This is a genomic window from Levilactobacillus zymae (assembly GCF_032190635.1).
In the GTDB taxonomy this organism is placed as follows: Bacteria; Bacillota; Bacilli; order Lactobacillales; family Lactobacillaceae; genus Levilactobacillus; species Levilactobacillus zymae_A.
The window spans coordinates 2,586,894-2,612,888 of the sequence record NZ_JAVLAS010000001.1 but is presented as its reverse complement, the minus strand read 5'-3'; the positions used below and the strand labels follow the sequence as shown (position 1 = coordinate 2,612,888).

Sequence of the window (25,995 nt, the reverse complement as noted above, 5' to 3'; positions counted from 1 at the left end):
CCATGACAATCTGTCATGGGAAACGATCTTCTTTAACCGAGCGGTAACTTGACGTTAACTCGGTTGTGATTTGGCGGCGGTAAGCTGTAGTCAATCAATAAGGAGGTCGTTTTTTTCATGACAATTCAGAAAACGTTAGTTACCGCATTAGGGTTGGCAACGGTGGTGGCCGGTTTAGGACTTTCCAGCGTGACCGCCAACGCGGCTACGACAGCGCCAGCGACCGCAACTCAACCAGCGGGACCAACGTCTACCGCACCTTACACCCAAAACAACACCTACAATTTAACGCAGGCTACGAGCAGCAGTACTGGGACGACGACCAGCACCAGCACGACTAGCAGTAAGGCGTCCGGGGCCACCATCACCGAGGCCCAATTTGAAAGCCAAGGGGTAGTCTACCTCAACGGCAACAAGTGGACCTACTATTCCGGCAGCCAGACCGCCGACGGGACTAGTATTAGTGCGAACGGCCTGGATTCTAACGGTTACCGGGTCGTGGCGGCGCCCGCCAGTGTTCCGTTTGGCACCAAAATCATGACGCCACTGGGCATGGGGGTCGTGCATGACCGCGGGACGGCCATCACCGGCAACCATTACGATGTGGTGATTCAGTAACGTAAAGCTTACCATCTGAATCTGGAACGAAGGGTATCACTGAATGGATGGGATTGCCGTGGGCGATCAAGGCCGCGACTTCCGCTGACCCCCGCAAGCCGACCTTACGTCACACGCGGTTACCATTCACCAATAACTGAAACGAGCATCAAGTGCGGTTAGCACCTGATGCTCGTTTTTTGTACTTGTAAGTTGATTTTTGGGCGGTTACATCAATTCCGAATTAGCGATTTCCGTGTACATCTTCTGACCGCCGACTAAATAATTGCTGTAGTATACGCTGGGAATATCGTCGTCAGACTGGCCCACGGTTAAGAAGGGTTTGTGCAGATTGATAACGTTGAGCCGGTATTGCGTCTTGCCCTGGTACTTGACCTTTTTAAAGGACAAGCCACTGAATTTTTTGCTTAGGAACAGTTCGCGCGTGTTGCCGTGGACCTTGGTGCGTTGGATCTTCACCTGATGTTGGGGCTTATCGTTGAACTGGTATTGGGTTCCGGCAGCGTACTTGCGATAGTCGACATAACCGTTGCTGGTGATGTGGAAAAAGGTCGTGTCGCGGCGCCGGGCATTCGCCAACAGTTTTCCTTGGTATAAACGTCCCGAACTGTAGGCCGGCATATAGGCTGGCCGGGCGACTCTTTTGAAGTCCTGAGGATTCTTAGCGTACTGCATGCCAATGGATGACGCGTAAGGCTTGTTCCGCGGCCGTTTTTGATTAAATAAGGAATAATTCAATTGCGCCACCATGACGCCCATTTCATGATTGTCCTTACTTCCTTGGACGATGGTTCCCTTAGGGATTTTGATGAATTTAAAGGAATTATCGTCAAATTGAACTCGGGCCTTGGTGGTCCGTTTGGCTTGATAATATTTGAATTTATAAAGTTGGCTGGCGGCTACCTGTTCGTTACCAATTTGGTAGGTTTTAGCCTGCGAGGGAGTTGAGAATAATGAGACCGCACCGGCAACGACCAACGGCACGATTAAGCATGTTTTTAGGCGCATAATTTTCTCCTTTTCTGTTGAGGTGTTTGGTCTTAATTCTACAAGCTTTAAGTTGCCGATGGGGCAGGACGCAGCTTTCATCTGTTGGCCGGTAGAACTTGAATTCAGACGGAAGTCCACTCGATAGTAAGGACGCAGAAAAGGGGTTCGGCCACCATCACAGATTACCGAACCCCTTTTTGATCAATGTTGTTGTAAATCGCGGTGTGTGTAGCCCCACCAGCCAATGAGACCTAGCAGGACGGCCAGGCCCAGTTCCCAGCCAAAGGTCCCCCACGCCACGTGGTGCACGGGGACGCTGGGGGCCCACCCGAACGGGCTGAGTTGCTTGGCCCATTTGGGTAGCTGCAAGAGGTTTCCCAGGTACTGACTGACGAAACCGTAAGCCAGGTACAGCCAGGCCAGGGTACGCCCCTGGGGCCAGATGCCAATCAGCAGGATGCCGAGGGCTAAGAAGAGGCCGATCACGGGCAGTTGGCCCCAGAACCCTTGCCAGAATTCGAAGGCGGTAATACCGTCACTGGCGTGCGTCAGACTCGCGTTGCCCGTCAGGACCATGCCGCCCCAGCCGCCCAGAAAGATCAGGGTACTGAGCAGACTGGCGGGTCCCACGTAACTCAAGAATAGTCGCGTGCGGCTCAGGGGCCGGGCGTACAGGGCTTCCAACCAGCCGTGGGTCTCGTCACCGTAGAGTTTGAAAATCAGCTGTAACCCGGGGATGACGGCCACGGCGGCCAGGATGATGGCCAGTAGCGCACTAAAGTTGACCAGCAAACTGTGGTTAGCCGAGTGGACCACGGCTTTGCCGAAGACCTGCTGCATGGTCGGGTTGGTCTTCAAGATATCGCCGATGGTGTTGAAGACGGTCCCGTAGGCCGCGCCCAGCACCACGACGCCTAAGAACCAACCCAGAAAAACGTTGTGTTGACGGCGCCAGAGTAAGGAGAGCGGTCCGCGTAACCAGGCCGAAGCGGTCCGCCGCCTCGGCCGCGTCGCGATGGCGCCCGAGCCCAAGTCGCGGTGTTGAGCCACCCAAAGCGCTAAGCTGATGCAAACTAGCCCGGTCAGGCCACTCAATAGGACCGGCATCCAGTTAGGCTGGTGGTAGGGGGCCAGCTTTTCCACCCATCCCAGGGGCGACCACCAGGTCAGGCGGGGCTGCTGGACGTCGGTGATCATGCGGGCCAGGTAACTCAGGCCGAACAGGGTGTAGGCCATGCCGGTCGCACTGGCGGCGTGATCGGCCAGCTGGGCCAAAAGTAGCGCCAGCATCCCGAACAGCCAGCCGGTCGCGGCCAACCCCAGACCAATCACCCAATTACCCTGGGTGGTCGCCCCGGGCATGTTCGCGAAGTTGAGCCCCAGGGCGTACAAGACGCCGATGCCCAGGTTGACCAAGGTCAGTTCGCTGGCTGCCGCTAAGAGCGGGGCTTGCGGCCCAATCGCGTGGGCCCGTAAGAGTTCGGTCAGCCCCTGGTCTTCTTCATAGCGGGTCGCGTGAACGGCCAGCCCCAGGTTCATCACGACCTGGATTAGGGCCATGAAGAGTAACATTTCGTTAGCGAAAATCTGGGCGGTCGTCGCGTTTTTCCCCAGTTGAAACGGGCCGAACATGGCCACGATGGCCGGACTCTTTAACGTCGCCACGATACCGGCGATTTCGGCCTTAGTGCCGTAGATGTCGACGAATTTAACGGCCACGGCGGCCATCAATCCGGCCAAGACCAGGACCCAAATCAAGAGACGGAAGCGGTCCCGACGTAACCCTAACCGGGTGAGACGCCCAGTCCCGGTGCGTGTAGTGAGTGTCATTTTGGTCACGCCTTTCCGTAGTAGTGCATGAAGAGGTCTTCCAACGTCGGTGGGGTGCTTTGCAGCGCCACGACCTGGTGAGCGGTCAACGCCGTCATCACCGCGGGTAATTGTGCGGCTTCCACCGAGAATTGCCAGCTATTGGGCTGCTGGCCGGCTTGAACGGCGTGAACGCCGGGTAACGTTGCCGGGTCCAGCGGCGTTTTGGTGGTGACCGTGATTACCGTGCGGGTCAGGTGGCGCATCTCGGCCAGACTGCCGGTCTCGATGATGGTCCCCTCCCGGATGATGGCGATACGGTCACACATCCGTTCGACTTCGGAAAGAATGTGACTGGATAAGAGGACGGCCTTGCCGCGGTGTTTCAGGTCTAAAACGGCTTTCTGGAAGATCTTTTCGTTGAGCGGGTCCAACCCGGACGTGGGTTCGTCGAAGATGTAGAAATCGGCGTCCTGCGAAAAGGCGGCAATCAAAGCCACCTTCTGGCGGTTCCCCTTGGAGTAGGTCCGGGCCTTCTTGGTGGGGTCCAAGCCAAACCGATGAATCAACTCGTCGGTCTGGGCGGTGTGGGCGTTACCGTTGAGCTTTAACAGCAGGTCGATGATCTCGCCGCCGGTCAGGTTGGGCCAGAGGTACACGTCACCGGGGACGTAGGCCAGGCGTTGGTGAATGGCGACGCTATCGTGCCAAACATCGTGTCCGAAGATGGTGGCCGAGCCACCGCTAGCGCGAATCAGGCCGAGTAAGGTCCGAATAGTGGTCGACTTACCGGCACCGTTGGGACCGATGAAGCCGAAGACCTCGCCGGCGTTGACGCTAAAGGTGATGTCTCTAAGCGCGGTAAACTTACCGAAACGTTTTTGTAGGTGGTTAATTTCTAGAATGGGTTGGGTCATGGGTAATCCCTCCTTATCAACTATTAAATCGCTATCATCGTAAGCCCGGGGATGGGGAAAGTCAACGAAAAAGTGAACTATTTTTTAAAAATAGTTCACTAAAAGTGGACGGCTAAATTGAACTGTTATCGTGTACTAAAGGTAGTTTTGAAGCGTTGGCATTAGTTCAATTTATAATTGGAAAGGTTACACGGAGGTTGGCATTAGCACTAGACGCTACCTTAAACTCAGTTATAAATCAGAATGACAATTCATTCTCGTTTAATTGAAAAATACATTTGAAATCATGATCAGTGTAAGCTGGAGAGTCAGTCAAAAATGGGCTCAGGGGGGAAATGGGCCTGTCTTGGTCAGTGTTTTTTGCTGGCCTAGACAAAGGTCGGTCTTCAAGACCTGGTTTGCGGGCTTGAAGCCGTGCCCACCCCGTTCCAGACCGTTTTTGACTGGCCCGGAAGCGTCTGACCTCATCGGCCTTAGAATTGGACGGTTGGTTTGGTCGGCGACCGGCCCAACCGTATGGTAAAATAAGCAACGATAAGGGGAATTCCGAGAGGTGATCAGGTCATGGCAACCAATCAACAACGCAAACACCAGCAACGGCAACACATCCTGCAAACGGCCCAGACGCTGTTCATGCGCGACGGCTTTAAGGCCACCAAGGTCAGCGCCATCGCGGCGGCGGCCGATGTTTCTCAGGTGACACTGTACAAGTATTTTGACAGCAAGCTCAACCTGGGTCACCAGGTGGTTTTAGCGATGGTGAACGACGGGTACGCCGCTAGCCGGGCCTACGCGACCGATCCGCAGCTGTCTTACCAGGAAATCGTCCAGAAGATGATCACGCTGAGTACCCAGATGACGGATACCATGCACCCGGACTTTTACCGGTTCGTGGTCCGCGACATGCAGGGCCAACTAGGCAACGACGAGACCATGCGCGCCTATCAAGCGCAGAAGCGTAATTTTTGGTCGGTCGTGATCCAGCGCGGTCGGGAGGCGGGGATGATTGACCCCGCCCTGACCGATGACGCGTTGATGCTCTACCTGGACATGTTTATTCAGTACATCAGCAGTCCCGCCGGCCAGAAAATCGTGGCCGGTGGCGAACAGGACGCGCATTTCAAAGCCCTGACCCGGCAGATCGATCACCTGTTTTTCTACGGCTTTATCGGGGTTCCCCCTACAGAAACGAAAGAAGGACTTTCCCATGACTGACACTTTAACCGCCGTGCACGACTTCGCCCGCAGCAAGATGCGTGACGACGAGACCGGCCACGGCTTCGACCATATTCAGCGCGTCGTCGATCTAGCCGACCGCATCTTAGCGGCGTATCCGGCCGCTGACCGGCTACTGACGCTAACGGCGGCCTACCTCCACGACGTGATTGACGAGAAATTAGTGACCGACACCCAGGCGGCCAGTGCCGAGGTTCGCGACTTTCTCGGGGCGCACGACTTCAGCTCGGCCCAGCAGGACACGATTTTTCTGATTATGGACAACATGTCGTTTCATAAGACCCTCGACGGGACGGCCAAGCCCTTACCGTTAGAGGGCCAAATCGTCCAGGATGCCGACCGTTTGGACGCCATTGGGGCCATCGGCATCGCCCGGGCCATCTATTTTGGCGGTCACTTTGGCGAAAAAATCTACGACCCGGCCGTGGCGCCGCGCACGCAGATGACCCACGCCGAGTACCGCAACCTGGGTGGCGAGACCATCATTAACCACTTTTACGAAAAGTTATTAACGTTAAAGGATTTGATGAACACGGCGGCCGCTAAGGACTTGGCGGCCCACCGGCAACAGGTGATGCTGGATTTTCTGGCCGAGTTCAAGGACGAATGGCAAGCTAACCGCTAGATGACGACAACGACGCCTTCACTTTCCCGGAGTGAAGGCGTTGTTATTTTGTGCGTGCGCAAATTTCCCCATGACATTGACGGAAAATGTGCGTATGATAGATGGAGTGTCTAAAAAATGGATCAGCTTTAAAGTTGATTGTAAAGGAGTGTTGTTGAATGGCTGCAAACGAAACGGAGCCGCAGGAACTGACGGGGCGGCGGCTGGTGGCCATCGTGGCGGTGGCCTTGATGGCGTTCATGGGAATCCTGGTCGAAACCTCGATGAACGTGACCTTTCCCACGTTGATGCGTACCATGCATGTGTCGTTAAGCACCGTGCAGTTGGGTGACCACGGGGTATTTACTGACCGTGGCGTTATTGATGATCACCTCGGCGTTTCTCAAACAACGCTTCACGAACCGGCAGTTGTTTGTGACGGGAGCGGGGCTCTTCATTCTGGGGGCGCTCATCTGCGCTCTGGCTCCCAACTTTCCCATTTTATTGTTAGGTCGATTGATTCAGGCCGGCTGTGCGGGGATCGCGATTCCGTTGATGGTCAACGTGGTGGTGGAAAGCGTGCCACGGGCCAAGTTAGGATTTTACATGGGGATGACCGGGTTAATCCTGATGATTGCGCCGGCGAGTGGGCCGACCTTTGGGGGCGTGATGGTCTCCCTGGCCAACTGGCGGATGATTTTCTGGTCGACGATTCCCGTAGAAGCGCTGGTCCTGATTTTTGGGGTCCGCGCGATTCAGCAGTATACGCCGACCAAGACCGTCAAATTCGATTGGCGCCAATTTGCCTTGCTAGCGGTGGCCTTTGTGGCCGTCATGTTGGGCTTCAATAGCCTGACCACGGCCGGGTGGCTCAGCTGGCAGTTTCTCGGTGGACTGCTCTTAGGTGGCCTGGCCCTGTGGGGGTACGTACGGGTGGCCAAGACCAGCGATCGGCCGTTATTGAAACTCGAAATCTTCCGTAATCCGATTTTTACGTATAGTTTTTTTGCCTACGTGATTTTGCAATTCTGTAATATCGGGATTAACTTCGCTTTGCCCAACTACGCGCAGATCGTGGTGGGGGCAAGCTCACTAGCCGGTGGGTTGATGTTACTTCCCGGGAGCTTGATTACCGCGATTCTCCAACCCTGGTTCGGCCATCTACTCGACGAACACGGGGCCAAGTTACCGATTTTACTCGGGAGTAGCCTGTTTCTGGTGGCCGCTCTGGGCTTTACGGTGTGGGGCCAACACCTTTCCGTGGTGGTGATTGCCATCTTCTATATCATTTATAGTATTGGGCGGTCGATGGCCTTCAGTAATACCATGACCAACGGTTTAAAAGAGGTTACCCTTGCGCAACGGGCCGATGCGAACGCGATTTACAACACCGGCCAACAGTTTGCCGGGTCGTTGGGGACCACGATTCTCGCGGCGTTGATGTCGTCGGTTAAGGGCGGTGGGTTGTCCTACGCCCACGCGACGGCGCTGGGGAGCCAACTGGCCTTTGGCTTGATTCTAGTGTTGAGTATCGTGAACTTTGGCTTTTACGCGATTGTGTTTCGGTACCAGAAGAATGATAACTGAAAAAGAGTATGCGCCAAGGTGTTTAGTTAGTGAGCCTTAACGTTAAAGTGACCATTATTCCCGAAGTTGGAATAACGGTCACTTTTGAGTTATATGGAAGCGTGGGGGAGGTTGCGTTGGCGATTAGGCCACCTTATTCAGGCGTTGAATGCCCAGAGCGCCGAGAATGGCGACCACAATTAACCCTACGTAGACCAGGTTCTGGGGGAGCCCGGTGGGATTCACCCGGAAGGCCCAGCCGTATAGCGACGGCCCCAGGGCGGCCATGAAGTAGCCACCGGCCTGCGCCATTCCCGATAGCCGGGCGGTGGTCAGGGGATCGGCGGTCTTGAGACCGAACATGGTCGTGGTGTAGATGAAGAAAAAGCTAATGGCGATGCCGACCAGGATGTTTTCGGTCAGCCAGAAGCCAAACGAGGCGGTATTTTGAAAGAACAACATCAGCCCGGCGATGATCCCGCAACTACCGGGGATGGCAATCAGCGTCTTCACGCCAGCAGGGCCTAACGCCGTTAAGAGGTGGGGCGTCAGGATGTACACGGGAATGCCGACCAGCGAATAGACCGCCATGATGATCCCGATGTGGCCGGCGCTGAGGTGATGGTAACCCATGAGGACGGGAAACCACGCGGCCATGGTGTAGTTCAGTAACGATTGACAGCCGAAGGTGATCAGAAACAGCCAAGCGTGTGGATTAGCCCAGATACTGCGGTGGGGAGCCCGCTGGGTTGGCGTGGTCGCCGTCGTTTTCATTTTTTCGGGCAGGTGACGGCTCATCAGTCCCCAGAAGATCACGACCAACAGCGGAACCACGGTCAGAATCACCAGGATGGCCTGCCAGCCCCAATGGGTGACGACCGGCGCGGTGACCAGGTTAAAGCCAGCGCTCCCTAAGTTCATCGAAAACGAGTATAGGGTGGTGTACAACGCAATTTTTAAGGGAAAATAGGCCTTGATAAACGCCGGCATGAAGACGTTTAGGTGGGCGATACTGATGCCGATGAAGATGGTTCCTAGTAGCATGGTCGGGAGCGTCACCACCAGTCGTAACGCCGAACCGGCTAAGAGGAGCACCAGCGCGATAGTCATGGCTGGCTTAATTCCCAGTTTCGCTAAGGGCACCGCAGCGAAGTTCGAGAAGAGCAGGAACATCACCAAAGGAAGGGTGGTGAGAATGCCCAGACTCCCGGTCGATACGGCTAGGTGGTGGGCCAGCTGGGTCAGGACTAAAGGAAGCGTGGTGATGGGGGAACGCATTAAAATCCCAATCGCCAGGACCACCAGTAGGATTTCGGTGGTGTGTTCAATTTTTTTCGCCATAGGGGCCTCCTTCACACAGAAAATGACTAGCCACAGGACTAGTCATTTTTTAAATTACGGTGTTTATTTTACAACCAAACTGAGGGCTAACACAACCAGCAACCCGACGAACGAGTTGACGAATTCTAGCACACCCCAAGTCTTGAAGGTATCCTTCAAAGAAATACCGAAGGATTGTTGGAACAGAAGGAACCCGGCGTCGTACATCAACGTCGTGGTGTTACTCCCACAGGCACAGGCCAAGACCATTAAAGCGGGGTTGACGTGGAAGGCGGCAATCATGGGAGCCACGATTCCGGCAGCGGTAATGGCCGATACGGCCCCTTGCCCGGTCAGCAACCGAATCAAGACGGTGATGATCCAAGCCAGGATCAGTGGAGAAATGTTGAAGTGCCCGACCAGGTTAACAATCTTGTTCCCGATCCCGGCGTCAATGATAACTTCCTTCATAACCCCACCAGCAGCGATGACCAGCAACACGTTGGAAATTCCTTCGATCGCTGAAGAGAGGTGCTTGGTGACTTGCGCCCCGGATTGCCCGCGGCGGTAACCGAAGACCCACATCGCAATGAGGACCGTGATTAGCATACTGATTTCGGCACTTCCGGTGAAGGTCGCAAACTTGTACAGCGTGGAATTTGCGGACGTGAATAGCTTAGCGACCGACGAAATAATCATTAAAATAGCAGGTAATAAAGGAACCAGGATACTAATTCCAAAGCTGGGAAGTTGGTCGGATGGCATCTTTGGTGCCGGCTTCATCACGTTACCTAGTGGCATACCGTCTAGGCCGGGGATGAACCGCCGAATCAAGACACCGGAACACAGAATGGTTGGCACAATCACGATGAACCCTAGGATGTAAACCTGAACGATATCGGCGTGAAAGGCGGTGACTAACGCCATTGGGCCTGGTTGGGGCGGGAAGATACTGTGCCCCATGGTTGCCCCGGCGATGGTGGGGATAATCAGGCGCATGTAAGGGATGTTGGCTTCCTTAGCAATACTAATCACCAGTGGTACGGTAATCAGGAAGGCTACTTCGTAGAACATGGACATCCCGAAGATGGTCCCGACGATCAGCAATGCGAACGGCAACATCTTGACACCCATGGCGTTGACGATGGTGTCGGCGATTTGTTGCGAGGCCCCGGATTCAGTCATCAGTTTCCCGATGATGGCCCCGAAGACCACGATTAGGGCCAGCGTCGATAGCACGCTACCTAAACCGCTTTCAATTGTTGGCACAATCTTGGTGAGCGACATGCCTTCCGCAAACGCGATGAACAACCCGGAAATTAATAGGGCGACCACGTTGTGCATCTTAAACTTAACAATCATCAGGACCAGTAGCACGATCCCGACGACAACCCACAGGAGGGCGAGAAAATCAGCACCCATCTATAAAACCTCCAATATGTAAAATCTTAAACTGATATGTTAGAATCTCGTTAATCCTAGCATCTTTGAAAAGCCATGTCAACGCTTACATTAATTAAAATATAATCATAGCTGGGTAAAATTTTAGGCAACTTTTTACTAACCAGGTGGGCTAGACCGGGAATAGTCGCGGGAAGCTTGCGCCGGGGACCGGATTAACTGATCGGATTGCTGAGGAGCGATGAGTGGCAGCATCGTTAAAATTCATGAAAACGACGGCTGAATTAACGGGGAACTAGCATACCAGTCGATTATTGATTGCTTATGATGAATCAATAATCAATCAAACTATTAAGTGGAAAGAATCTAAATTACCAAAAAATTTCGGGCAGCATGTGCACGCTAGTTAGGATCGCCAAGAGCCTTCGTTGCCAAGTTAGGTCATGGAGGAGAGTGAGTAGCCGCGGCAACTAATTCGTTGGGAGTAAATTGCGGGAAATGGGGATGTTTGGGGGTTCGCCGCGGGCGGGGTCCAAGAACGGAAGTAATATATCAGCTGATGGGATTGCAGATTTTAACAGACGTGTTATACTGGGTTTATAGAAATGTTCACGTTAACATTTTGAAATTACGCAAAATAACTAACGAATTTGCGGACTAAAAAACAACTAACATATTAGATTTGCAAATAAATTGATTTTATTTAAGCGGGGTTAACCGCTGATATTACAACGATTTGAATGCCCTTTCAAGCTGCTTCCTCCTAAATGCGACTTGACATTTGAGACGTGTATTGTAAGATGAAATCGGTTACAAGCCATTACTGATATATAAGTTCATTTAAACCGCAGAATAGTTAGGCTTAACGCAGGATACGGATAGAAGAAAGGATGCATCTAAATGGTTAAATTAAACGACGATTACTTAAACAATAAAGCCGCCTTTGAACAGGCTGGCATCAAGGTGCCAACTTATGACCAAGCCAAGATCAAGCAAGCAACTGCTGACCATCCTCGCTGGGTTCACTTTGGTGGGGGGAACCTGTTCCGGGCATTCCACGCCGCAATTGCGAACACTTTAATTGAAAAGGGCGAGCTGGATTCCGGGGTCGTCGTTGCTGAAACCTATGATGGTGGCGTGGTGAAGGACATCTACAACGCCTACAACAACCGGATCTTACGGGTGGTGACCAAGGCCGACGGGAACTTTGATAAGGAACTCATCGCGTCCGTTGGGGAAGCCCACTTCTTCAGTCCAGCCGATCAAGCTGGTTGGGACCGGATGTTTGAAATCTTCAAGAATGCTTCCTTACAAGTCGTGACTTTCTCCATTACTGAAAAGGGTTACAACTTACGGACGGTCGACGGTGCCTTAAACGACCTGACCAAGGCCGACATCGCCAACGGTCCCGAAAAGCCTAAGGGTAACATGGCCGGCTTAGTTTCCTTATTACTGGCTCGTTACCAAAACGGCAAGACGCCATTAGCTTTACTCAGTACCGATAACTTCTCCCAAAACGGGGACCGGTTAAAGGACAGCGTCTTGACCATTGCTAAGGGCTGGAAGGAAAACGGTTTCGTCGACGATGCCTTCTTAGCTTACTTACAAGATCCTAAGCAAATCAGCTTCCCAATCTCCATGATTGACCGGATTACGCCGAACCCAGCCGAAGCTGTCAGCGACAAATTAAAGGACAGCGGTTTCGAAGATTACCAAATCGTGCACACCGCGCGGCACACCAACATTGCGCCATTTACCAACACTGAAGAAGTGCACTACTTAGTGGTTCAAGACGCATTTCCAAATGGTCGGCCGAAGTTTGAAGACGCCGGCGTGATCGTCACTGACCGCGACACGGTGAACGATGCCGATCAAATGAAGGTTACCACTTGCCTGAACCCATTACACACGGCTTTGGCCATTTACGGAAGTGTTCTGGGCTTCACGGCGATTTCCAAGGAATTACAAGACAAAGACTTGGTCGCTTTGATTAAGCAAATTGGTTATGTTGAAGGCTTGCCAGTGGTGACGGATCCTAAGGTCATCAACCCCAAGGACTTCATCGACCAATTGGTCAACAAGCGCCTGCCTAACCCATACATCCCAGATACGCCACAACGGATCGCCACGGATACTTCCCAGAAGATCCCAGTTCGTTACGGCGAAACCATCAAGCAATACGTGGCGCGTGACGGCTTTGACCCAGCAACGTTGGAATTCATCCCATTGACGATCGCCGCATGGTTCCGTTACTTAATGGCTGTTAACGACGAAGGTCAAGCCTTCGAACCAAGTCCAGATCCAATGATGGATGACTTGAAGAAGTACGTGGGCGACATCAAGTTGGGTGAAGACACCGACGTGCACGCTCACCTGAAGGACATCTTGACCAACACGTCCATCTTCGGCCAAGACCTTTACGCCGTTGGGCTGGGCACTAAGGTTGAAGGTTACTTCAAGCAAATGATCGCGGGCAAGGGTGCGATTGTTGCAACGCTGGAAAAGGCGTTAGCTGACCACGCCAAGCCGATTGCCTAACGTCATCCCACTATTGGAGGAATGAGCCATTATGATTACGATTCAAAATGATCAATTCCGAGCCATTATCAACGAAGTCGGTGCCGAATTAACGCACCTGGTGGACCGCACCACTGACCGCGACCTGATCTGGAACAACGATTTATGGCCTAAGCACGCGCCAGTCTTGTTTCCCGCGATTGGCCGGTCCAACGATGACGCTTACCTGATCAACGGGCAAAGACACGAGATGCCCCAACACGGGTTTGTCAGCGGCTTACGGTTTGACGTCAAGGACCAAGCGGTCGACCACGTCACGTTAAGCACTAAGGGCAATGCGGAAACGCAACAATATTACCCTTTCAAGTACGAGCTGGACATTACCTTTACGGTCGTGGCGGACGGCTTGCACCTGAGCTTCACGGTCGACAACCAAGACACCCAAGACCTGTCGTACTCCTTAGGCTCCCACCCGGCGTTCAACGTGCCATTTGAAGACGGGGAAACCTTCGACGACTACGAGCTGGTCTTAGATCCCAAGCCGGCAAAGTTGGCACAATTTGAAATTGTAAAAACGCCAAACCCTTACCGTTCTGGTAAGCAGTTACCAGTTGCGCAAATGGATGGGGTGATCGCGTTGAACTACCAGATGTTCGACGCTGGCCTGATTATCTTGGACGACTCGGCCTTGAAGAGCATTACGCTACGTTCCAAGAAGAACGCCCACACCATCAAGTTAGACTTGACGGACTTCGATTACGTCACACTGTGGACCAAGGAAGGTGCCAAGGCCCCGTTCCTGTGTCTCGAACCGTTCAACGGGTTGCCTGATGTCAGCGGCGATTTACGGGAACTAGCGACGAAGGAAGCCAACCACCACTTAGCGGCTGGCCAACAAGAAACCATGCAGTACACGATTCACGTAAATTAAGAGTGTGACGAAGGGTGTTTAGCCGGTGAGCATTAACGTCAAGTCAGTGATTATCCTGAACTTTGGATAATGACTGACTTGGGGTTAAGCGGAACCGGTTGCCCGTCAGGAGCACGTTTCGGCGGGGATGAAACTGGTCGTCTTTCGGCAATCAGCATCGTCTACCTTAAGTAGTTAATCTATTATTAATATCTGATGTATCACCAAAAATATGGAGGTCAATTAAAGATGTCAGAATATAAGATTGCGGTTGTGAACTCAAGTAGTTTTGGTCAAGTTTTCACGGAACACTGGAAGGAACTCGAAGAAATCGGTGAAGTCAAGCGCTTCATGCTGCCAACCGACATCGACGGTAAGTCCTTAGCCGCTAAGCTGAAGGGTTACAACATCATCATTGCGTCCGTAACGCCAATGTTTGATCAAGAATTCTTCGATAACACGGAAGGCTTATTACTGATTTCCCGTCACGGGATTGGTTTTAACAACGTTGATATCAAGGCCGCTAAGGAACACGGAGTCAAGGTTGCCATTGTGCCACAATTGGTTGAACGGGACTCCGTTGCCGAAAACGAATTGGCTAACTTGATGACGTTGGTTCGCCAAACGGTCGCTGCTGCGGAACGCGAACGGGATGACCGTTACGAAGACCGGGCCGAGTTCATGGGTAACGAACTCAGCGGGAAGACCTTTGGGGTCATCGGCTGTGGGAACATCGGTAGCCGGGTTGCTGAATTATTCAGTGTCTTTGGTGGCCAAGTCTTCATCGCCGATCCAGATCCTAAGGCCCCAGAAGGCTGGTTGAAGAACCACAACGTGCAACGGGTCGATCTGGACACATTGTTGAAGAACTGTGACTACGTTTCCCTGAACGCTTCCTTGAACGATGGCAACTACCACTTGATCAACGCCGAAAAGGTTGCCGAAATGAAGAAGGGCGCTTACATCTGCAACAACGCCCGGGGTGCTTTAGTTGACGAAACGGCCATCTTGGATGGGATCAAGTCCGGTCAGTTGTCCGGTTACGCTGCCGATGCCGTTGAAGTTGAACCCGTTCGTGCTAGCCACCCATTCTTACACAACGACCGCGTCTTATTGACGCCACACACCTCCGCTTACACTTACGAATGCTTACACGGCATGGGTGAAAAGTGTGTCAGCGATGTGAAGAACTTAATTGCAAACAAGCCACTGGTTCGGGAATTAACGAGCACGTTGGCCTAATGACGTTACCGAATGGGACCATGTGCGTTCAACACGGCATGGTCCCGTTCTTTACCCTCAATTCGCCTAAATGACGGGAAATAAGCCCATTTGGGAGCTAAATTGGCGGGTAACCGCGGGTTAGTTAAACAGAAAGCTGGGAAACGAAATGGACTATTTAATTGGAATTGATGTTGGGACCACGAGTACCAAAGCGGTCATCTACGACAAAAAAGGCAAGATTTACGGCTACGCCAACAAGCTGTATCCGTTAATTCAAGAAAACGCCGACATGGCCGAAGAAGATCCAGACGTGATCTTTGACGCCACGGTCGCCGCTTTAAAGGAAGTTACGGGTAAAGTTGATGGCAAGATCTTAGGGGTTTCCTGGTCGACGCAACAGCACAGTCTGATTGCCTTAGACCAGGACCACAAGCCACTGACTAACGCCATCACTTGGGCCGATAACCGCTCCGAAAAGTACGCTTCGGCGATGGATAAGGACGGCTCCGGCCTGGAACTCTACAAGCGGACCGGTCTGCCGAACCACCCGATGGGCCCCGTTTACAAGATTCTTTGGTTGAAGAATGAACATCCAGACATCTACAAGCAAACCCGTTACTGGGTTGGCTTGAAGGAATACCTGATCTACCGCTACTTCGGTCAATTAAAGGAAGAATACGGGATGGCTGCGGCCACCGGTCTGTTCAACATCCACACCATGGATTGGGACGAAGAATCTTTGAAGTTGACGGGTGTGACCCGCGACCAATTGCCTGAGTTAGTAGAAGCCACTTACCAGGTCAAGGGCTTGAAGCCCGAATACGCCAAGGAAATTGGGTTTGACGAAGACATGCCGTTCATCATGGGGGGGACCGATGGGGCCCTTTCCGGGATCGGTTCCGGTGCGATTGGCGACGGCGAAGTGTCCGTCACCATCGGGACTTCTGGCGTGGTCCGGACCTTCGTGGACAAGCCACAAATCGACCCGAAAGGCCGGATCTACTGCTACCCAGTCATGGACGGCAAGTGGATCATCGGGGGACCCGTTAACAACGGGGGGATCGTCTTCCGTTGGGTTCGCGACAACCTCTTTGCGCCCGAAAAGGCGTTGGCTAAGGAAATGGGCGAAGACCCATACGACCTGCTGACCAAGATTGCCAGCCAAGTTCCTGCCGGTTCCGATGGCCTGATCTTCCACCCATTCTTGGGTGGCGAACGGGCCCCAATCTGGGACGGAAATGCCCGGGCTTCCTTCTTTGGCTTGACCCGGCAACACAACCGCTCCCACATGGTTCGAGCGGCGCTGGAAGGCATCGTTTACAACCTGTACACGGTTGAATTGGCCCTCAAGGAAGCCGCCGGTGAACCTAAGAAGGTCATGGCTTCCGGTGGCTTTGCCCGTTCACCACTCTGGCGGCAAATGTTAGCCGATATCTTCGAAGAACCCGTCACAATTGCGGAGTCCTTTGAAGCCGGCTGTTTAGGAGCCATGGTGATTGCCCAAATCAGTTTGGGACTGGCCGACAACCTTTCCGTGGTCAAGAACTTTATCGGGAAGACCAATACCTACCAACCCAACCCAGAAACTTACGCCAACTACCGGGAAATCATGCCGATTTACATCCGGTTGGGCCGGAAGCTGGAATCCGAATACACCGCCATTGCGGAGTATCAACGGAAACGGGAACCGAAGGAATAAACTTCGCTGGATGAAACTGGTCGTCAGGGGCTGGACCGCCAGTGGGCATAACTTTGAGCCTCGCTAAACCCGCAAGTCTCAAAGCTTGGCCTTATGGTAAGCCGACGAAAAACGCCGACTAACCATAATTTCACCGGCTGAGCCCCTGCTCGCCTCCGGGCTGAATACTGAACATGCCAGTTAAATTATCCGTTGTAAAACAGGGGTGCATTGGATTGCGCCGGTTTAATCACGAATCAATTTAGCGAAATGTAACATTTTTTCATCGTTTTTCTTGAAATATGTAACTTTTTTTAATATGATAAGGACGACTTAAAAAACGGACCTTAGCACTTTACCGAGAGAGAGGAAATTACACGCATGAAAATTGGATTAGTTGGATTAGGCAAGATGGGCTTGAACTTGGCCCAAAACATGATGGATCACGGCACCGAGGTTGTGGGGTTCGACTTGAACCAGGACTTTGTGACTGCCGCTTCTGGTTTTGGCGCCGAGGCCGCAACGTCACTGGACGACCTGCTAAGCAAGTTGCCATCCCCTAAAGTGGTTTGGCTGATGCTGCCAGCCGGTAAGCCAACCGAAAGCACGATTGCCACGTTAACCGATGTTTTGGCCGCCGGCGACTACATCGTTGACGGGGGGAACTCCTTCTGGAAGAACTCCGTAGAAGACGCCAAGAAGGCCGAAGCTAAGAACATCAACTTCTTCGATTGCGGAACGTCTGGTGGGAAGTCTGGCGCTCGTCACGACGGGCACTTCATGATCGGGGGAACGTCCCAAGAATCCTTTGACGCCGTTTTGAAGCCAATCTTTGAAGGTATCGCTCAAACCAACGGTTACCTCTACACGGGGGCTGCGGGTTCCGGTCACTACCTGAAGATGGTTCACAACGGGATCGAATACGGGATGATGGAAGCCATCGGTGAAGGCTTCGACGTGCTGGAACACAGCGAATTCAACTACGACAACGAAGCCGTTGCCCGGTTGTGGAATTCTGGTTCTGTGGTCCGGTCCTGGCTGATGGAATTGGCTCAAGAAGCCTTTGCCAAGGATGCCAACCTGGACGAAATCAAGGGAACCATGCACAGCTCCGGCGAAGGGATGTGGACCTTACAAGAGGCCATGGACCAACAAGTGCCAACGCCGGTCATTGCCCTGTCCTTAATGATGCGTTACCGGTCAATGGAAGACGATACCTTTACGGGTAAGGTCGTTTCCGCTCTCCGGAATGGGTTTGGTGGCCACGCGGTCGACAAAGCCTAACTTAAAGTTAATACCATCTGAAAGGCAGTACTTTTGGGTACTGCCTTTTTTGAAAAAGGGCTTGTGAATAAACATGACAAGATTTTCGGGTGTTAGGTGTAGGCATTTGGCGCAGACCGGGTTGAGCTGATAATTCGACTAACCGGTGAAAATTAACCGACACCTATGCTACACTAAAGGGACCCTAGGCACTTGGCCGATGACGACCAGGGGCCCCGACGCCAAAGCGTAAGCGCCGACTGGAGGGGAAAGTCGACCATGAAGATCAGCGGGTCGTAGGCAAAGAGACGAAGACGAAAAACTGGAAAAGGATGGTTCATTCGCGATGCAATTAAAAAATATGCGAAGCGAAGCGTACAGTCAACTTCGTTACCGAATTATGCACAATAAATACACGCCGGGACAGAAAATTTCCGAAAAGGTGATTTCTGACGAGCTGGGGATCGGCCGAACACCGGTCCGTGAAGCGGTGATTCGGGTGGAACGGGACGGGCTGATTGACGTGGTGCCGCAAAGTGGGACCTACGTTTCGCGGATTGACATGGCCATGGCGAACAATGCCCGGTTTGTCCGTCAAATCTTGGAGGTCGAAATCATGCTGGAAGCCACTGGCAAGATGAACGACGACTGGTACCGTAAGCTGCAACAAAACCTGGCGAACCAAGTGGTGGTGGCCCAACAGGGAGATCCCGATGCGTTCTTCGATCTGGACGAGGCCTTCCATAAGACTTTCTACCTAGCGGCGGATCGCGAAGTGGTCTGGGACTGGCTACAGACGCTAAACATGCACCTGAACCGGTTCCGTTGGATGCGCCTAAAGGTGACCAACCTGGATTGGCAGACGTTGTTGGATCAACACCAGGCCATTTTGGATGCGGTCCGGCGACGCGAGCTCGATGATGTGCGCTACAGCATCACCAAGCACTTACGCTTAATGCTGAGCGAGCGGAAGTACTTACTCAATAAGTTCCCCGACTATTTCGTGAACGTCCGACCCGAGGACTTGACCTCGGCAGATGTTCCGGCCCACGAACCGGGCACCCTGGACGTGCGGGGAATTTTAGCAGAAACACCAACGAAACACGATTAGAGGAGGTCGCAAACATGGAGATGGGATTTCGGTGGTATGGTCAACACGACGATGCCATTTCCCTGGCGAACATTCGCCAAATTCCCAACGTCACCCAAGTGGTGGGGGCGCTATTCGATATTCCGGTGGGCGACGTTTGGCCGCTCGATAAGATTCTGGACCTTAAACGTCAAATTGAGGCTGCCGGTTTGAAATTTACCACGGTAGAATCGGTCAACATTCACGATGATATCAAGATTGGCCGGCCTAGTCGGGATCACTACATCGCGAACTACCAAGCCACGATTCGCAACTTGGCTCAGGTCGGTGTGACCACGATTTGCTACAATTTTATGCCGATTTTTGACTGGGTCCGGACTAACCTGCACTATCCGCTAGCGGATGGCTCGACGGCGCTGGCCTTTGAGGAACGTTACACGCAAAAGGCCCCCGAAGAGATCATCCACGACGTGCAAAGTCAGGCGAACGGCTACGTCTTACCCGGGTGGGAACCCGATCGCTTGGCCGAGGTACAGCGGTTGTTTACCGCCTACGCCGACGTGGATGCGGCCCGGTTAAGTGCGAACCTCAAGTACTTTTTGGACACCATCATGCCGGTGTGTGAGGAGTGTCACGTTCAGATGGCACTGCACCCAGATGATCCGCCGATGCCGATTTTTGGCTTACCGCGAATCTACAAGAATGCGGCCGACATGCGGGCCATCGTGGCGCTCAATCCGTCGCCCATGAACGGCTTTACCATCTGTACGGGAAGCCTGGGCGAAAACCCCGATAATGACGTGCCGGCGATCATCCGTGAGTTCGTGCCCACGGGCCGGGTACCGTTCGTTCACGCCCGGAACATTAAACATATGGGGCAACACCAGGACTTTCACGAGTCCGGTCACCTGTCTAAAGACGGTTCGTTAGACATGTTTGCCATCATGCAGGCCCTACACGATACCGGGTTTGACGGGATTATTCGCCCCGATCACGGCCGTGATATCTGGGGAGAACAAGGGCGTCCCGGCTACGGGCTCTATGACCGCGCCTTAGGGATTGCCTACCTTAACGGGCTGTGGGAAGCCATTAGTAAGACCAAGTAGGAGGCGGTAGTGTGGGAACGATTCTAACCATTGGCGAACCCATGGTGGTGTTTAAGGCCCAAGAGGCTAATGCTAGCCTGACGGACGCCGCCAACTTCCAGAAGTTTTCGGCGGGTGCCGAGTTGAACGTCGCGCTAGGGCTTGCGCGGCTAGGGCACGCCACGGAGTATGTGTCGGCGGTCGGTCAAGACCCTTTTGGTGCCTACCTGCAGGCCGAAATGCGCCGTAACCACGTGGGGGTCACTAATCTGGTGACCAAGGCGGCTTATCCGACCGGCTTTTATCTGAAACAAAACGTGGACCACGGTGATCCGGCGGTCTACTACTTCCGACGTGGGTCGGCGGCGGCCCATTACGACCTCAACGATCTACGGGGCGTCGACCTGACTCAGGTTAAATTAGCCCACCTGTCGGGGATCTTTGCGGCGTTATCCGCGGAGAGCCTGGCGGTGTACCGGCAATTAAACCGCGAGCTCTTACAGCACAATATTCCGGTGACCTTTGACCCGAACCTGCGGCCGACTTTGTGGTCCTCCACCGCCGAGATGGTGCGGGTTACCAATCAGTTGGCCCAGACGGCTACGGTGGTACTTCCTGGTTTAGGGGAAGGCGAAACGTTGACCGGGTCGCGGGATCCGGCAGCCATTGCTGACTTTTACCTGCAGCAAAGTGAGGTCACCCAACTTGTCGTGGTTAAGCTGGGCGCACGGGGGGCCTATGCTCAACGGGCGACCGGCGAAAAACTGTGGGTCCCCGGTTTTCACGTGGCGCCCGTGGTTGACACGGTCGGCGCGGGGGACGGTTTTGCCGTGGGATTGATTTCGGCGTTACAGGAAAAGCAGTCATTACCTGCCGCACTCCGGCGGGCCTGTGCGATTGGCGCCATGGCAGTTCAGGTCATGGGCGACAACGACGGTTACCCGACGCCCGCACAACTGGACGCGTTTTATCGCAACCATCAGACGCAAGATTAGGAATCCCGCTTTCGGTCGTGGCCACTAAGCGAACGGGCCGCCGTGGGATTCCTTTTTAGTCAACTACATACGACGTTAAGTCAGGTCACCTATTCTGTGAGCAAATCTTGGCGCGGAACGGGCCACCAATGCTGAATCGCCGGTACCCAGGCGAGAAAAGCTAACTGATAATTAATTTATGCTGGCGTGAGATACCGGCTTTGGGAGGGAACCAATATGGAAGAAGTCACGATAAGAACCATTGCACAACGGGCCAACGTCTCGCATACCACGGTCTCGCGAGCGCTGAACGACAGCCCGTTAGTCAAGGCAGCCACCAAGCAGAAGATTCGGCAATTGGCCGATGAATTGGGCTATGTGCCAAACCTAAACGCAAAGGGGTTGGTAGAGCAGCACTCCTTTTTGATTGGGGTGTTCTTCTCCGACCTAGATACGGGGACTTCACCTAGTTTCTTGGTGGATGTGATTAAGCGGGCCCGGAACTTTTTGCCGAAGGGCTATTCGTTATCCCTCGATAGTGTGGAATCGCTAAGTGCGAGTGGTAACGTCTCACGGCACCAGTTTGACGGCGCCATTGTGGTCAGTCAATCCAAAGACGACGATGCGTTTATCGAAACCTTGATCCAACGGCACTTACCCGTGGTGGTCTTGAACCGGATCATTGCGCGTAACGATGTGTTCAACTTTGCCACCAACGAGTATTTGGGGGCCAAGAAGATCTTGGAGTACGCTATCCGGATGGGTCACCGCCGGTTTGGGCTGATCGGCGGGGCGGCGAGCTTCGTTTCTGCCGGGGATCGGCAACGGGGTTTCGCTGATGTCATTCGGGACAACGGGGCCGAGACGCGGTCGGAGTGGCAACGGGAAGGGAACTACCTACCCGAGAGTGGCTACCAGGCGATGCGGCAGATCTTAAGTGCCGCCGAAACACCGACCTGTGTCTTTGCGACTAACGATGATATGGCCGCTGGCGCAGTGCGGGCCTGTCAGGATCTGGGGTACAAGGTACCGGCCGATATTTCCATTATCGGGTACGATGACATGAGTTACTCGAAATACCTGGTGCCCCGGTTGACCACGGTGCGTAAGCCAACCGATGATCTGGTGCAAGAGGGCGTGAGCGCGTTGACGCAGCTACTAAACGATCCCACCATGTCGCCGGTGCAGAAGGTCGTGGAACCGACACTGATCGTGCGTGATTCCGTAAAAGACTTACGAGAATAGGACAACGTGCTGAAAAAAGCCGCCGTGACGGGTGGGCTTTTTTAATGGGACCGAGAATGGGCCTGATGAATTTTAAAAATTTAAAATTTATCCAGTCAAATTTGTGAGGGCCTTCGGGTTGCTGGGCCAGCCTTAAGCTGTTTTTTGAGCAAGCAAATTGATATATTTGTTGGGTCTTTTTACAAATAAATGTTAACGTGTGCAAGATTTTGTGATAAGATAAGCTTTGTTAGATAGAAAGCGCTTACGGAGCGGCATAACTAAACTTTTAAGAGCTGGCTGCTAATGACGTTTCGGGGTTGAGTTTTGGGCATTGACTGGTACGCACCACAAAAATGTGTTACCGTGTGTATTAGGGAATGAAACCGATTACGCAACCCCGCAGCGGATAATTCAAGGAGGTGCTCTCATGAGCGAGGCAGTAACTAGTCCCCATTCAGAGACCGAAGAAACCAAAGACGAAATGATTAATGATTCATCTCGTCACATTCCGATGCGGCAAAAGATTGCGTATGGGTTTGGGGACTTCGGGAACGGGTTCATGTTTGACTTAGGGCAAGCATACCTGACAAAGTTCTGGATTGATGCGTGTGGTATCGGTGCCGGTGCAGTTGCCGGAATCTTCGCCTTTACCAAGATTTTCGATGCGTTTATGGATCCCATCGCCGGTTCCGTCATTGATAACCGGAAGAAGATCGGTAAGGCTGGGAAATTCCGACCAGTCATGATGATTTCAGCTATTATTCTTGGGATTATGACAGTCGTTACCTTCACGATGCCTAGTGGGTTGAGTGGAACGCAAAAGGTCATCTACGCCTACGCGGCTTACATGATCTGGGGCTTGGTTTATTCATTTACTAACGATCCGTACGGGTCGCTAGCGTCCGTAATGTCCCGGAACTCCCAAGACCGGAGCTTCATGGCGACGTCACGGCAGGTTGGGTCCGTTGGGGCTCAATTCATCGCCGGGGTAGCCTTCATTCCGTTGATGGGGATGATTGCTAACGGCAACACCGGGGTCAAAGAAGAACACGGTTACTTCTGGGCAGCCGCCATCTTCGCCGTTATCGGGGTTCTGATGTTTGCCGTTTGTTACTTCGGAACGCGAGAAAACGTGAAGGTTCACCGAAACACTGGGGCCACCGCCGAAAAGGAAGGGTTCAAAGATTACATCAAAGTTATCTTTAAGAACGGTCCTTTGGGTGCCTTAATTCTGATGACCTTGTTCACGATTTCTGCCATGAACACCAACAACCAAATGATGGTGTTCTACGCACAATACAACTTAGGTAACATCGGCTTACAGCCATTAATCAACGCGATTATGATGGGCTGCTCGATCGTCGGGGTCTTCATGATTCCAACGCTGACGAAGCACTTCGGGCAAAAGCGGACGGCAATGTGGAGCTTCGTGATTGGCGCGATTGCCAACATTTTAAACTTCTTCTTACCCGAAAATGTCATCGTTTTCATCGTCCTGGTTACCATCGGTTATACGGCGTTAGCTATTCCTAACGGGATTACTTGGGCCATGGTGTCCAACGCCATCGACTACGGTGAATGGCGTTCTGGGAAGCGGAAGGAAGCCATCACGTACGCGGCGTTCAACTTCTCCCGGAAGATTGCGCAATCCTTGGCGGCTCTGGTGAGTGCCGGGGTGCTGGCTTTGACCGGTTACGTGGCCAACGCACATCAAACTGCGGGGGCCCTCCGGGGGATCAAGGCGGCGATGACGCTTTACCCAGGCTTCTGTCTGTTATTGGCTGCCGTGGTCATCGGCTTCTTATACAAGCTGGATGAAAAGCGGTTTGCTGAAATTGCCGACGACTTGGATCACGGTCGTTGGGAAGGCGGTAAGTTGAAGGGTAACATCAAGTAACATTTAGTTTCATGATTAATTCGGGTTTATGTTCCTTAAAACTAGGTACTTACAACTATATTGGAGGCAATATTGATGGATTTACAAAAATTAGTTTCAGACGTCCATGAAATCTTAGCCGCAAACGGCGACTACTCAAACCTGTCAGACAAAGACATTTACGTGAACTCAATCCAAGTTGACGTTCGTAACGTGTACTTTGACTTACACCAAACGGTTAACAAGCAAACGGTTAAGAGCTTAGTGGTTTACGAAGACCGCGACGATGTCAAGGACTTCGATGCCCGTGAAAGCATTGCCGATGCTGATAAGACGTTGATCGTCGGTGACTTGAACGAACAAAACTGGCACGCTTTGACGAAGCGCTTCAACTGGTTGAAGCCAACTTCTCGTCACGGCCACAAGTACACCTTTGGGTTAGGTGACCGTTTAGGCTTAGCTTCCAATGCTCACTTGCGCTTATTCAAGGGCCGCGGCATCATGCCTGTTCTGGCTCAACAATCCATCCGGGAACTCCTTTTGACCAACCGGACTGAAACCGACGTTCTGTTGGATGCCGGCTGGGCCGTCTTCGACGAAGGCTTCACCACTGGCTGGGCCGATGATGGTGACCACGTTAAGAACCCTCACGAAGTGGATTACGCCATCAAGGCTGGTTGCACCATGATCACCCTGGACTCCACTGAAAAGATTCACAACGAAATCGCTGACTTAACTGACGAACAATTGGATGCTAAGTACAACGCTTTGGACGACGACCTGGTTAAGTACTTCAACGATACTTACTTGGACAAGACGTTCCAAATCAACGACCAAGCTTCCGTTCACTTCAGCAAGAAGGACGTTGAACAATCCGTCTTAATCTTCAACGGGGCCGTTCAATACGCCATCTTCATCTACCACAAGTTCATCAAGCCTTACAACTTGGACTTCGAAATTTCCATGGATGAAGCGATCGTCCCAACGACGCCAGCTAACCACTACTTCTTTGCTAACGAATTACACGAAGCCGGCATCACCCCTGAAACCATTGCGCCACGGTTCTACGGTGAATTCCAGAAGGCCATCGACTACATCGGTGACGTTAAGCGCTTCGAACGTGAATTCGTGATTCACGAAGCCATTGCGGAACACTTCGGCTACAAGTTGAGTATCCACTCCGGTTCCGATAAGCTTTCCGTTTACGAAATCATCGGTCGCTTATCCAACAAGCACGGCTGGCACGTTAAGACTGCCGGGACCAACTGGTTGGAAGCGCTGCGGGTCATTGCCCACGCCGATCCAAAGTTGATGCAAGAAATCTACAAGTTCTCTTACGAAAACTTGGATGATGTGGCCGCCTTCTACGTCTTCAACGCCCAAACCGATGGCAAGGCACCAAAGCCAGAAACCATCAACGACAGCAATGTCATGACGTTGTTACAAGACGACGATGCTCGTCAGGTTCTGCACACCATGTACGGCTCCATCTTGAACTACCAGAAGAGCTACCGTTACGTCTTCCGTGACAAGTTCTTCAAGATCTTGAAGGAAAACCAAGCACAATACGACAAGTACTTGATTGCCCACATTGCCCAACACATTGACTTGTTACAAGGCAAGGCTAAGACTAAGGCTGAAGTTCAAGCTAAGTACGAACCAAAGGACTAATTCTGAAGACGTCTTAAAG

General features: G+C 52.7%; 19 protein-coding genes and 1 pseudogene. 15 read left to right on the top strand and 5 right to left on the bottom strand.

The window, feature by feature from the left end:
* Positions 1 to 117: 117 nt before the first annotated feature.
* Positions 118 to 618, top strand: a complete 501-nt coding sequence (locus RI501_RS12420) for a hypothetical protein (RefSeq protein ID WP_313823057.1) — start codon at positions 118 to 120, stop codon at positions 616 to 618.
* 207 nt (positions 619 to 825) lie between these two features.
* Here the strand turns inward: RI501_RS12420 and RI501_RS12415 are convergent, their stop codons facing one another.
* The 3 genes from RI501_RS12415 to RI501_RS12405 all read right to left on the bottom strand — a co-directional run bounded on the left by RI501_RS12415 (position 826) and on the right by RI501_RS12405 (position 4,334).
* Entirely contained in the window at positions 826 to 1,626 is an 801-nt protein-coding gene (locus RI501_RS12415) for a hypothetical protein (protein WP_313823055.1), read from the bottom strand.
* 183 nt (positions 1,627 to 1,809) lie between these two features.
* Positions 1,810 to 3,438: an ABC transporter permease gene (locus RI501_RS12410; RefSeq protein WP_313823054.1), complete on the bottom strand. Its 1,629-nt coding sequence runs from the start codon at positions 3,436 to 3,438 to the stop codon at positions 1,810 to 1,812.
* Between the two features lie 5 nt (positions 3,439 to 3,443).
* Positions 3,444 to 4,334, bottom strand: a complete 891-nt coding sequence (locus RI501_RS12405) for an ABC transporter ATP-binding protein (protein ID WP_313823053.1) — start codon at positions 4,332 to 4,334, stop codon at positions 3,444 to 3,446.
* 564 nt (positions 4,335 to 4,898) lie between these two features.
* On the opposite strand from RI501_RS12405, the gene RI501_RS12400 reads away from it, so the two are divergent.
* From RI501_RS12400 to RI501_RS12390, 3 genes and pseudogenes are all read left to right on the top strand, one after another.
* Positions 4,899 to 5,549 carry a TetR/AcrR family transcriptional regulator gene (locus RI501_RS12400; RefSeq protein WP_313823051.1) on the top strand — a complete coding sequence of 217 codons (651 nt, stop codon included), beginning with the start codon at positions 4,899 to 4,901 and terminating at the stop codon, positions 5,547 to 5,549.
* On the top strand, positions 5,542 to 6,195 hold the full coding sequence (locus RI501_RS12395) for an HD domain-containing protein (RefSeq protein WP_313823049.1): 654 nt from the start codon (positions 5,542 to 5,544) through the stop codon (positions 6,193 to 6,195). Before RI501_RS12400 ends, RI501_RS12395 begins: the two co-directional genes overlap by 8 nt.
* Positions 6,196 to 6,353: 158 nt before the next feature.
* Positions 6,354 to 7,761 (top strand): annotated as a pseudogene (locus RI501_RS12390) (MFS transporter).
* Positions 7,762 to 7,884: 123 nt separating this feature from the next.
* On the opposite strand, the gene RI501_RS12385 reads toward RI501_RS12390, so the two are convergent.
* Together RI501_RS12385 and RI501_RS12380 are read right to left on the bottom strand one after the other, a co-directional pair.
* Positions 7,885 to 9,081 carry an MFS transporter gene (locus RI501_RS12385; protein ID WP_313823047.1) on the bottom strand — a complete coding sequence of 399 codons (1,197 nt, stop codon included), beginning with the start codon at positions 9,079 to 9,081 and terminating at the stop codon, positions 7,885 to 7,887.
* 63 nt (positions 9,082 to 9,144) lie between these two features.
* Complete coding sequence (locus RI501_RS12380) at positions 9,145 to 10,482, bottom strand: gluconate:H+ symporter (protein ID WP_313823045.1); 1,338 nt, start codon at positions 10,480 to 10,482, stop codon at positions 9,145 to 9,147.
* A gap of 879 nt (positions 10,483 to 11,361) precedes the next feature.
* Here RI501_RS12380 and RI501_RS12375 point away from each other — a divergent pair.
* The 11 genes from RI501_RS12375 to RI501_RS12325 all read left to right on the top strand — a co-directional run bounded on the left by RI501_RS12375 (position 11,362) and on the right by RI501_RS12325 (position 25,976).
* On the top strand, positions 11,362 to 12,999 hold the full coding sequence (locus tag RI501_RS12375; protein WP_313823043.1) for a mannitol dehydrogenase family protein: 1,638 nt from the start codon (positions 11,362 to 11,364) through the stop codon (positions 12,997 to 12,999).
* 31 nt (positions 13,000 to 13,030) lie between these two features.
* Positions 13,031 to 13,909, top strand: coding sequence for an aldose 1-epimerase family protein (locus RI501_RS12370; protein WP_313823041.1), 879 nt, complete (start codon positions 13,031 to 13,033; stop codon positions 13,907 to 13,909).
* A 228-nt stretch (positions 13,910 to 14,137) separates the two neighbouring features.
* The gene (locus tag RI501_RS12365) at positions 14,138 to 15,130 is read left to right on the top strand and encodes a D-isomer specific 2-hydroxyacid dehydrogenase family protein (RefSeq protein ID WP_313823040.1); all 993 of its coding nucleotides are present in this window, start codon (positions 14,138 to 14,140) and stop codon (positions 15,128 to 15,130) included.
* Between the two features lie 148 nt (positions 15,131 to 15,278).
* Positions 15,279 to 16,811 carry a gluconokinase gene (gene gntK / locus RI501_RS12360; RefSeq protein ID WP_313823038.1) on the top strand — a complete coding sequence of 511 codons (1,533 nt, stop codon included), beginning with the start codon at positions 15,279 to 15,281 and terminating at the stop codon, positions 16,809 to 16,811.
* Positions 16,812 to 17,171: 360 nt separating this feature from the next.
* A complete protein-coding gene (gnd, locus tag RI501_RS12355) occupies positions 17,172 to 18,074 on the top strand; it encodes a phosphogluconate dehydrogenase (NAD(+)-dependent, decarboxylating) (protein ID WP_313823036.1) in 903 nt (300 codons plus the stop codon).
* A 325-nt stretch (positions 18,075 to 18,399) separates the two neighbouring features.
* Complete coding sequence (locus tag RI501_RS12350; protein WP_313823034.1) at positions 18,400 to 19,164, top strand: GntR family transcriptional regulator; 765 nt, start codon at positions 18,400 to 18,402, stop codon at positions 19,162 to 19,164.
* Between the two features lie 14 nt (positions 19,165 to 19,178).
* Positions 19,179 to 20,249 carry a mannonate dehydratase gene (gene uxuA, locus RI501_RS12345; RefSeq protein WP_313823032.1) on the top strand — a complete coding sequence of 357 codons (1,071 nt, stop codon included), beginning with the start codon at positions 19,179 to 19,181 and terminating at the stop codon, positions 20,247 to 20,249.
* Between the two features lie 11 nt (positions 20,250 to 20,260).
* A complete protein-coding gene (locus RI501_RS12340; RefSeq protein WP_313823030.1) occupies positions 20,261 to 21,223 on the top strand; it encodes a sugar kinase in 963 nt (320 codons plus the stop codon).
* Positions 21,224 to 21,439: 216 nt separating this feature from the next.
* Complete coding sequence (locus RI501_RS12335) at positions 21,440 to 22,447, top strand: LacI family DNA-binding transcriptional regulator (RefSeq protein ID WP_313823028.1); 1,008 nt, start codon at positions 21,440 to 21,442, stop codon at positions 22,445 to 22,447.
* A 409-nt stretch (positions 22,448 to 22,856) separates the two neighbouring features.
* The gene (locus RI501_RS12330) at positions 22,857 to 24,326 is read left to right on the top strand and encodes a glycoside-pentoside-hexuronide (GPH):cation symporter (RefSeq protein ID WP_313823026.1); all 1,470 of its coding nucleotides are present in this window, start codon (positions 22,857 to 22,859) and stop codon (positions 24,324 to 24,326) included.
* Between the two features lie 75 nt (positions 24,327 to 24,401).
* Positions 24,402 to 25,976 (top strand): tagaturonate epimerase family protein, encoded by a 1,575-nt coding sequence (locus tag RI501_RS12325; protein ID WP_313823024.1) that lies wholly within the window; start codon positions 24,402 to 24,404, stop codon positions 25,974 to 25,976.
* Positions 25,977 to 25,995 lie beyond the last annotated feature (19 nt).